The sequence below is a fragment of the Ignavibacteriales bacterium genome (genome assembly GCA_016709155.1).
In the GTDB taxonomy this organism is placed as follows: domain Bacteria; phylum Bacteroidota; class Ignavibacteria; order Ignavibacteriales; family Ignavibacteriaceae; genus JADJEI01.
This window is the reverse complement of record JADJEI010000005.1, coordinates 20,641-30,243: the sequence shown is the minus strand read 5'-3', so window position 1 is coordinate 30,243 and position 9,603 is coordinate 20,641. Positions and strand designations below refer to the sequence as shown.

9 protein-coding genes and 3 pseudogenes are annotated in these 9,603 nt (G+C 34.3%); 2 read left to right on the top strand and 10 right to left on the bottom strand.

Going from position 1 to position 9,603, the window contains the following annotated elements; genetic code table 11:
• Positions 1–2,377 precede the first annotated feature (2,377 nt).
• From IPH11_10455 to IPH11_10425, 7 genes and pseudogenes are all read right to left on the bottom strand, one after another.
• Positions 2,378–3,293 (bottom strand): annotated as a pseudogene (locus IPH11_10455) (porphobilinogen synthase).
• Positions 3,294–4,627: 1,334 nt separating this feature from the next.
• On the bottom strand, positions 4,628–4,849 hold the full coding sequence (locus IPH11_10450) for a hypothetical protein (GenBank protein MBK6914038.1): 222 nt from the start codon (positions 4,847–4,849) through the stop codon (positions 4,628–4,630).
• Between the two features lie 67 nt (positions 4,850–4,916).
• Complete coding sequence (locus IPH11_10445) at positions 4,917–5,039, bottom strand: FAD-dependent oxidoreductase (protein ID MBK6914037.1); 123 nt, start codon at positions 5,037–5,039, stop codon at positions 4,917–4,919.
• 164 nt (positions 5,040–5,203) lie between these two features.
• Positions 5,204–5,735: pseudogene (locus IPH11_10440) on the bottom strand (DUF1697 domain-containing protein).
• Positions 5,736–5,856: 121 nt separating this feature from the next.
• Positions 5,857–5,940 carry a ferrochelatase gene (locus tag IPH11_10435; GenBank protein ID MBK6914036.1) on the bottom strand — a complete coding sequence of 28 codons (84 nt, stop codon included), beginning with the start codon at positions 5,938–5,940 and terminating at the stop codon, positions 5,857–5,859.
• Positions 5,931–6,599 (bottom strand): ferrochelatase, encoded by a 669-nt coding sequence (gene hemH, locus IPH11_10430; protein ID MBK6914035.1) that lies wholly within the window; start codon positions 6,597–6,599, stop codon positions 5,931–5,933. The genes IPH11_10435 and hemH overlap by 10 nt, the downstream gene beginning before the upstream one ends.
• Positions 6,530–6,709 carry a ferrochelatase gene (locus tag IPH11_10425; protein MBK6914034.1) on the bottom strand — a complete coding sequence of 60 codons (180 nt, stop codon included), beginning with the start codon at positions 6,707–6,709 and terminating at the stop codon, positions 6,530–6,532. Before IPH11_10425 ends, hemH begins: the two co-directional genes overlap by 70 nt.
• A gap of 281 nt (positions 6,710–6,990) precedes the next feature.
• On the opposite strand from IPH11_10425, the gene IPH11_10420 reads away from it, so the two are divergent.
• On the top strand, positions 6,991–7,425 hold the full coding sequence (locus IPH11_10420) for a DinB family protein (GenBank protein MBK6914033.1): 435 nt from the start codon (positions 6,991–6,993) through the stop codon (positions 7,423–7,425).
• A gap of 160 nt (positions 7,426–7,585) precedes the next feature.
• Here the strand turns inward: IPH11_10420 and IPH11_10415 are convergent, their stop codons facing one another.
• The gene (locus IPH11_10415) at positions 7,586–7,780 is read right to left on the bottom strand and encodes a hypothetical protein (protein MBK6914032.1); all 195 of its coding nucleotides are present in this window, start codon (positions 7,778–7,780) and stop codon (positions 7,586–7,588) included.
• Complete coding sequence (locus IPH11_10410; GenBank protein MBK6914031.1) at positions 7,752–8,024, bottom strand: YtxH domain-containing protein; 273 nt, start codon at positions 8,022–8,024, stop codon at positions 7,752–7,754. Before IPH11_10410 ends, IPH11_10415 begins: the two co-directional genes overlap by 29 nt.
• Before the next feature lie 122 nt (positions 8,025–8,146).
• Between IPH11_10410 and IPH11_10405 the strand changes: the two genes are divergently transcribed.
• Positions 8,147–8,482 carry a CoA-binding protein gene (locus IPH11_10405; protein ID MBK6914030.1) on the top strand — a complete coding sequence of 112 codons (336 nt, stop codon included), beginning with the start codon at positions 8,147–8,149 and terminating at the stop codon, positions 8,480–8,482.
• Positions 8,483–8,573: 91 nt separating this feature from the next.
• Here IPH11_10405 and IPH11_10400 read toward each other — a convergent pair.
• Positions 8,574–9,471: pseudogene (locus tag IPH11_10400) on the bottom strand (DMT family transporter).
• Positions 9,472–9,603: the final 132 nt, after the last annotated feature.

The following is a 9,603-nucleotide window of genomic DNA, read 5'->3' as shown; positions in this document are numbered from 1 at the left end:
AATTTTTCACTATAATTAAATAGAAAGTTTTACTTTAACAGTGATAAAATAACTAAAAGAAATGATGTTGCTGATTTAATGTCATAAAAGGGAGAATGTGAATTTTTATTTTTTGATCGTAGCTCTAATTGTAATTCTCTATTTCGGCTTAATAGATTTTATTTATTACGAGAATGAATAAAAGTCTCACCACTCTTAATGAATTTTCCACGGGTTAGGGAAAAATAATTTCGGACTGCATATTTAATATTAACTAATATGTATCCCGCATTTTGATTTGTGTGGGTACGCGGCAATTACAGATAACTTCTCGATTGTCCCGCGTAGAATATATTTTTTGATTCCTTGATAATATTTCAATTTGGTGGATGATCTTTTTGCCAAAAGGCAACTTTGTTTATTCTGTCTGTTGATTTCATAAGACTGGTGATTTTCCTTTCACAAGAAAAGTCAAAGAAAAATGTTTAAGATCGAATCATATTCTGTTTTTTCTTGCATTATTTTTCTGTTGTACGTTCCTTTCGTTTTTGGTATGATTATCGAATATTTCTCTGAACAACGTAGAAAATGCCGGTTAAGAATTTACTGGGCCAGAATTCGTAAAATTCGGGATAGTTTTTATTTCTGACACAAAGCCGATAGGTACACAAACGATTCCAGACTTTCTGATTTTGTTATAAAAGTTAATTCGTTACAAGCTGATCTTGTTTTGGTGGGGGAGATATTATTACATCAACTCCCGATTACATTTCGACAGGTGCGAAATATCTCCCGGAAATAAAATCCTGGTATGGCGTTTACTCCTGTGTAGGTGACCACGACAATTGGGCTTATCGCAATGATTTTCAAAGAACTTGAATGAGGTGAGGTTAGCTTTATTAAAAAAACAATGTTAGAATGTTGATAATAATCTTTAATGTTCCTCTTAAAGATTTTGGGAAATTATTTTTATCTTCACTACTAATACTATCTGGATAAAACATAACTGATCGTACATTAGAACAGCCTGGCTAAGCAAAGTACGGGTTCGAGTTAAAATTATGATTACTCATAACCTTTGAAGAATGTATTTTAAATTCTGTCAAAACGATTTCCCGATTTAATTCTTGCGGCACAGCCACGGCGGGCAAATAACTTTCTATTTCCCTTTTCAACCTTTCGCCGACAATATTTGAACTAAATATTTACGCGGCGAATTTAATAAAGCAAAAATGTATCGTTGGTATGCCGCGGACTTGGAAATGTCACTCGCACCGGTTCGTTATAATTCAACTCCAGAAATAATTTTATTAGAGTAAAAAGGAATTGAATAAAATATTATTTTAAACGTTTCCCGATAAAACCGAACTCTTCTTTAGTCAACGGCTTATCGGTACAAAATCAATTTGATTTAACCTGACTCAAATTTCCTAAACCAAGATTACAGTTCCAACAAAATTATAATAAAGCAAATTGCAAAACAGCTCTGCAAGCTCGTTGATAGATGACCCAAACTTAAGTTTCATTTTTCGATTCGTTCCAAGCCACTCAAGATGTTCTTTGGAAACGCTTTAACCTTTGCGATGATCACCAAATTCAAATTGCGGAGGATTTTTTGAGGAGTATTTACCGAGCAGCAAGCCTTCACCGAGTGGTCTGAGAAGGAATAGAAAAAGATATTTTTCTTTCTTCTATTGGATTCGTGTGGAGAATTTAATTAATAAAATCCTTTCAATCGGGCAGTTAGCAAAACTTTGAATGACTTCGGGGGTTTACTTTCGATTAATTTCATAAAGTCTTCATTTGAATATGCCGATTGACCAATCACTCTTATTTTCCCCTCATCCTTTAATTTGAAAGTACTTCAATTGCATCGTTAAGATATTTATCTTCTCGCCAAAATCTCCATGGTGAAAATAATAGATGTTCGATGTAATCGCGATTAAGGTTAACGAGGGACTGTTCGCATTGATGACGAAGATGTTTGCCGGTTGTAATAAGCGTAGTGCGGCAGTTCGAGTCATTTTGTGGAGATAACGGATTATTTGTCTGTGCGCTTGCTAGAATTCCGGCAAAGCTTCTTTCTCAACGACCATGCGTAAACATCAGCATTATCAAAATGATTAACGCCGTTATCAATGGCAAAGTTAATAGCTTCTTTGATTTCATTCTCATCAACATCTGCTTACCGTTTCAATCGCCGTTAACCCAATTTAGACTGCCCATGGTCCAGCCAAGTGATATTTCCGAAATTTCTAATTCGGTCTTTCCAATTTTTCTGTATTTCATTTCACATCTCCTAACTTAATCTTGATCTTGAACCTGAACTTAATCTTCGTTTTACACTAAAACGGTAATGTTCAGGATCAAGTTCAGGTTCAAGTCTATAAAATAATTATTATTTACTACTTTTGATTTCTGTCAATCCACCTGGCAAGATCTTTGCAAAGTAAGTTAAAAACATATCGCGCCGGCACGTCAATTGCAAAGCAGCTTCAACCATTACTCGTTCTTCATCAATCCAGCCATTTGCACCGGCTGCTTTTATCGTGCATACTCACCAACTTGATAAGCAGCGGTTGGCATTCAAATTTTTCTTTAACCGCACGAATAACATCTAGAGGTTTGGTCCTGGTGGTTCTACCCCTTAACAACTATCTGCGCCTTCTTCCAGATCTTCGGCAACTGCGCAAAGCTTCGTTAACGTTCCAATATCCATCTGATGAGTTTTCTGTCTCCAAAAGCCGGAGTTGAATCTAGCGGCATCTCTAAAAGGTCCATAAAACCGGGAAGCATATTTTGCGGCGTAACTCATAATCGGAATTTTTGTAAAAATCCTAACCAACGCTCTCTTATGCCGCAACTCTTCCATCCATCATATCGGAAGGGGCGATCATATCAGCACTAGCGTCAACATGTGATACTCTTCTTTGGCAAGAAGTGAAATTGTTTCGTCATTCAAAATATCTTCACCATTCAAAGTCTGCAGTGTCCGTGCGAAGTATATTCACACATACAAACATCTGTAATTATAAGAAGATTATTTACTTCCCTTTATTAGCACGAAATCAATGCTGAATTATTCCGTTTGCATCTGTAAGCACCTGAACCAACTTCATCTTTGTGGATCGGTATTCCAAAAGTATTATTGCAGGAATTCCAAGGTATTCCGAACTTCTTGCATTCTTTTACAAGTTCATCAATTGATAATTGAAAAACCCCAGGAGATTTCAATAGGGTTTTAATCTTGTTCCTGGTACAACAAACAGCGGATAAATCAAATCGTTTTTTGTTAATACCGTTTCGCGAACCATATCACGCACAAGCGGATTGTAACTTAAACGACGATGATGAATGATAGGATACGAACTTGTAACTTCTCCAATGTAAAATTTAATAATGTATAATGTAGATTTTATGTTTTTTATTTTTTAATAATTGTAAGCAATTTTAACAACTCTTCGCAATCTTTAAACAGGCTTATAATTTCCTCTTTGAAATTATATTCAGATTCTTAATAATTTCAACCAATATTCGGTTTCATTTGATTCTTTTAAAGCTTTGATTATTATTCACACTCTTGTTAAGGCCTTTGAGCTTCTGATACATTGGCACCAATTGAGTTCCGGATCTAGCAATTGTTTAAATATAGAATTTAAATTGCAACTGTCTTCTTTTTCTATGTAAAACAATTTGATAATTCTAACTGCAAAACGAAAACTCTTTTCTACAATTGGATTATAGTATTTTGAAGTTGCTTCTTTTAAAATCATTCTAAATTCTACATTCTAAATTGTTCATTGATCTTGTCGCAGACAAGAGCGGCGTTTTTTACACAATCTCCAACGGAAATTCCGCCACGGAAATTACCACTTATAAACAATCCAGGATTTCTCTTTCAAAATCATCAAAAAAATCTTTCGTGCCCAACATATCCCAAATTGTATTGCGGAATTGCTTTTTCCCAAAATCGTTCCGATGAAAAACAGGATCTGTAGATATTCCCATTAAAGATTCAAACTCTTTTCTTACTTTATTAATAATGATGTTCTGTCTTCTTTAACAACACCCAGGATTTCTTGATCCGCCAACAAATAAAGTAAACGCTGCTTTGGTTTCATCTGTTCGATCTGAAAAAGATAATCGAACTCCAGAGTGCGCCAAGAAAAGATTTATTTTCTTTGCAGGAATTAAAAAAATCCAAATCCATCTAAATCTTGTTTGATGTTTTTTCTATCGTAAAACTAAATAGTAAACAAAACCGGCGGATAACAAATTGCATCAACGATGAGTTTGGAAATCCTTTAGTCATAATTTGTAAAAATTCTGCTTGCAGTATAAGAAGGAATTGTAGAGAGCACAGCATCGCTCTCAATTTTGTTTATCGTTCCGTTTTGTTGATATGAAAGAGAAAACCCATTTCCAGTTTTATCAATGGAAATAACCTCGCTTGAAAGTAAAATGTTGGGCCAAAATATTTTTCAATCGCTTTGGCAGAGCAATCATTCCGCTTTAGGATAGCATTTTTGCAGATTGCTTTGCAACTTTGGCTCTTTTTTTTCTTCACGGATACTTCTTGAACGGTACCAAAATTAATCCACCGTACTTTTCTTCCAACGCATAAAGTTTTGGAAAGCAGATTTAACACTTAGTTCTTCGGGCTTCTGGCATAAACACCGGCAACAAAAGGATTGATTGCATAATCTAAAAATTCCTGTCCTAATCTTCGCTTAACAAACTCAGCAAGACTTTGATAATATCCATCGTTTGATCTTCCAATAAATGGTTCTGCCATCAAACGAAACTTTGCTTTACCAGAAAACAATAAAAGTTCAGGCTCAAGTTCAAGTTCACGAATTAGTTTGTCCAATTACAGGAGTAGTTTCTAATGCGCTGTTGGGTCCGCGATCGAATAGAAACCATTCTCAGTTACACTTTCATTGATCCGCCAACAGCATTATTTTTTCTATAACCGTAACATCAAATCCTTTTTTTGATAAAAGATATGCGGATGTTAGCCCTGAATTACCTGCACCAATTACTACAATTTTTTTCTTCATATATTTTCCTTTGAGCCTGAACCTGAACTTGAACCTGAACTTATTATTTATATTCTTAATTCAAATTTACTAAATGAGGTGAAATCGCACGAAGTGTGTTTTCAAACAAAAACAATAAAGTTCCGATAGTACTCAACTAATTTCTGTTTTAATTTGCTCTGACGCTAACTCAAAAGCTTGTTTACAGTTTTCCAATTTCGTGTTGTGGCATTCAACTTCAACTTATTCTCAATATAATTATTTGACAATTTGGTTTTACCATACCCGCTATCACAATAAAGAAAAATCTCTTTGCCAATAACGATGAATTTATCAGGAGAGTAATCCAATTTTTTTAAAGAATCCAAATACATATTGACAGGAACTTCAGAAAGAAAAGTTACATATAGTTTTTCAGTGTTGATATTTTTTCATTTAAAAATGGGTTTGCAGCAGTGATTACATTTAATTCTTCTACTGTTCTTATTAAAACAGAAACAGAGAAATTATATTTTTTACAATTGCTTGCTCAATCTTTTCAATAATTTTATCCAACGGAATATTTGAGCCAGAATTGAAAACAACATTCCCGCTTTGAATGTACGTCTGTACATTTTGCAATCCGAGATTTTCATACAGCGATTTTAATTCACTCATTAAAATTTTCTTTTGCGCGCTGACGTTTATTCCGCGAAGTAAGGAGATGTATGTTTTCATAAAATAATTTACTTATAAATATTAATGAAGACTCAATTTCACTAAATCGCTTAAAGCTGAAATAAACAAATCCGAATCATTCAGTCCGTTCATCACAAAATAATTTTCGATCCCACATTCGTCAGCAAACATGGCGATATTCAATATTCAGTTCGAAAGCAGTTTCAACGTGATCAGAAACAAAACTGATTGGAATTACAAGCAAATGTTTTTTCCTTTTAACGAAAGTTCTTTTATTTTATCTGAAGTGGATGGCTCAAGCCACTTTGCCGGACCCACTTTGCTTTGGAAACAGAGATGATAATCGTGAGAATGATTTCTTAATTTCATCACCGCTTCCATTGTTTCTTTTATTTGTCTGCTGTAAGGATCACCTTTCTTAACATAACTAACGGGTGTTCCGTGCGCACTAAAAACTAATTGAACATTTTCCCTTTCACCTTCCGGAAAATTTAATAATGATTCATCAATTCTTTGATTTATAGCTCTTAAATAATATTTATTTGTCGGGTAAGAATTAATATAAATCAAATTAGATGCTTCACCTCCGTAAACTCTTTTCCACTCATTAAAGGACGAACCCGTTGTTGAGATCGAGAAGTGTGGATATAAAGGAAGTAAAACTATTTTATCAAATTTTTTTGCCGCAACAATTTTAGCAGTCTCCGATGTCAATGGTTTCCAATAACGCATAGCCACAAACACTTCCGCATCAAAATTATTTTTTAATAAATCCGTTTGAAGCATTAAGCGCTGTTTTTCCGTCCACATATTGATGGGTGAGCTTCCCCCGATCAGTTTATATTCTTTCTGAACTTTTGGCGCACGCTTTTTAGAAATAAATTTTGCAAGTGATTTTGAAATGGAATTTTAAATATGTCCGGGTCATTAAAAAGATTTTCGAGAAAGGGTTGAACCGCATCAAGAGAATCTGGTCCGCCAAGGTTAAATAATACTACTGCTATTTTATTCATTATAGTCCATTAATTTTTATTCAAGCTAATTGATACGTCTTAGTAAATTATGTTATGCACATTTGATGAAAACCTTCGATTTTATCTCCAGAGAAATAATTAAGGATTTTTCTATTGAATCGAACTTAACCTTATTATTCATTTCCATCTTTCAATCAAAATATTTTTCTCTTAGTCAAAATAACTCTTGACTATAAACATACAAATGAAGTAAGTTAAGCCTGTTGTTCCCGCAGATTTTATTACTTAATTAACTAATTCTAAATTATATGGAGTGTGTTATGAAATACAGATCAAACTTTTCTGTCCTTTTGTTCGTTCTAATAGTTTTTTCTTCAGCGATTCAATCAAAACCTGTGCTCAATTTATCAGGCGATCAGCAATCTGGTTTTCAGGCTGATTTAATTGGTAATATTGATGCGGTATCCGGACAAATTTTCCAACTGCTCGATGCTATGCCGCAGGATAAAATGGAATGGAGACCTGCTGAAGGTGTTCGCTCTGTTTCGGAGGTTTATCTTCACATTGCTTTTTCAAATTACCTGATCTTAATGAGTACCGGAGCCGAAGTGCCTCCTGAAATTGCTTTCGAGAAAATGAATGCCTGGGATACTCAGACAATGGATAAAAAGGAAATTGCCGAAATTCTTCGCACATCTTTTGATAAAGTAAAAGATCTAATAAAAAAATACTTCCAATTCGGATCTCGAGCTTGAGATGGAAGTTTTTGGAATGAAAATGACGAGAAGAGCATTCTTTATGGGAATGCACGGTCACATGCACGAACACTTTGGTCAGTCAATTGCCTATGCAAGAATGAATGGCGTTACCCCGCCCTGGAGTAAAGAGTAATTTATTCTTGTCTAATTTAATTTCTTAAGCTCTTCTTCTCATTCCTTCGTGTTTGGGAAGAAGATCATATTCTCCAAGCCAATCATATTTATCAATATAATCTGTTTCTTCATCAGCAAATTGTTTGTATGATTCTATTGCCGCAGAATATGCCGAATGAATTGCTTCGATTTCCTTTTCAAAACTTTCTTTAGTGCCTTTTATATTTTCCGGAAGCAATCTGCTTTGAAATATTTATTAACTCTTCTGTCTTTCTATAAATATCGCCGGCTGTGGATTTTGCTCTTTTGATTAGTTCGCTTGCTTTTTCCTTAGCATTTTCAAAGTAAATATCTAAATCATTTGTAAGTATAGTTCTGAAAATTCTGCCTTCTCTTGTTGCGAATAGAAATGTGAGCATACTGCCTGCTGCAGCACTTAGAAGCAATGTCCCAATACCAAAACAATTTTTCTTTTCCCTCATTAGGCTTTCCCTTTTTATTTCTCGGATAACAAAAAGTTTATTAATAAAAGATAATTTTCTAAAGCAAAAATAAAAAAATCAGAGGAGAATATGTCAAGTAAAACAATTGAGGAAATTCTTAACTGCCGAAACATCGCAGTGGTTGGTGTTTCAAGAAATCAGAAGGGATTTGGATTTACCGCTGTACAATCATTAAAAATTCCGGCTGCAATGTTTATGCAGTAAATAAAAATTCAATTGCAGGAGATAGTACTAATCTTTTCCCGAAACTTTCAGCGATTCCTGTTGCACTCGATGCAATTATCACAACCGTACCACCGGATGAAACGATGAATGTTTTAAACGATGCCATTAGTCTTGGTATAAAGAAAGTTTGGCTGCAGCCAGGTTCGGATTCAAAAGAAGTAAAGACTTTTGCGAAACGAATAACCTTCAATTCGTTTCCGGCGAATGTATAATTATGTATTTGAAAAACATTGGCTTCATTCATCGCGCACAAGTGGATTCACGATAAGTTTGAACATAGAAGAACTGCGATTTCTAAATAAGTTATTTTATTCTACTTACTTTAATAATGCTGGCGAAGAGAATTGCAACACCTATCCACTGAACTAAAGTTAAAATATTTCCGTGTACAAAATACTCGAGCACCACTGCAGTTAAAGGAAAGCTAATTCGCAGATAGAAGCAACTGAAGCAGTGATTCTTTTCAATCCATAATAATACAGAAAAATTGCGGGACCACCGGTTGTAAATGCTATAATAAAAAATACCATCACCTGATGAGATGAAATTGTTTGAATTGATTTTGCATCTCCTGCAGCAATCATAATTACGAACATTATTATTGAAGTAATAGCAAAACGAAGATAGGTTCCTAATTCAAAACTTACGTTAAGAAGTGCACGTTTACTAAGTACAGTTGACGAACTAAAACTTAAAGCAGCAAGCAGAGCAAAAAGTGCTGCTATTGTTGTTTTATCTCCCGCATTAAAATCAGGTATCGTAAATCCAAAAGTCATCAAATAAGCGCCAACGATTGCCAGGCCAGCCCAGAGAAAAATTCCCTGTGAAGTTTTTCTTTTAAAAAAATTGCCGCCAAACTTATTGCGAAAACAGGTTGAAGTTTTTGCAAAAGAATTATAATTGATAGATTGACAAAATTGACATAAAAAAGTGCCTTCGTAATCGCCATTGTTCCAACTGCACCGCCAAGTAATGCTACTCCGGCATAAGCCAGCCAATCTTTAAACGATAATTTTTTAAGTATGAAAATATTTTTAAATAAAAGCGGCGTTAACAAAACAGCAACTATTGAACTTTCGATAAAAACAACAAGCACAACTGGAAGGCTGTATAAGGATGGTCGAAGTACAATACCATCCACCCCCCACAAACTTGCAGCAATAACAATTAAAAAGCCGGTAGAATTGAATATTCGGAATATATTTTTTTTTGATCGTTCATTTAGCAAATAATAAGATTCGTTTTTATTGAGTGGAAAATTAGATTATTATCATTGATACTGAAAGAGATAAAGCAATTTTCAAATAAAATATCAGTTGTTTTTTGAAAGTGC

Bases quoted from the DNA above. Each gene is read 5' to 3' on its own strand.
- IPH11_10445 (MBK6914037.1), bottom strand. From the start codon at position 5,039: ATGAAGAAAAAAATTGTAGTAATTGGTGCAGGTAATTCAGGGCTAACA.
- IPH11_10425 (MBK6914034.1), bottom strand. From the start codon at position 6,709: ATGAATAAAATAGCAGTAGTATTATTTAACCTTGGCGGACCAGATTCT.
- IPH11_10420 (MBK6914033.1), top strand. From the start codon at position 6,991: ATGAAATACAGATCAAACTTTTCTGTCCTTTTGTTCGTTCTAATAGTT.
- IPH11_10410 (MBK6914031.1), bottom strand. From the start codon at position 8,024: ATGAGGGAAAAGAAAAATTGTTTTGGTATTGGGACATTGCTTCTAAGT.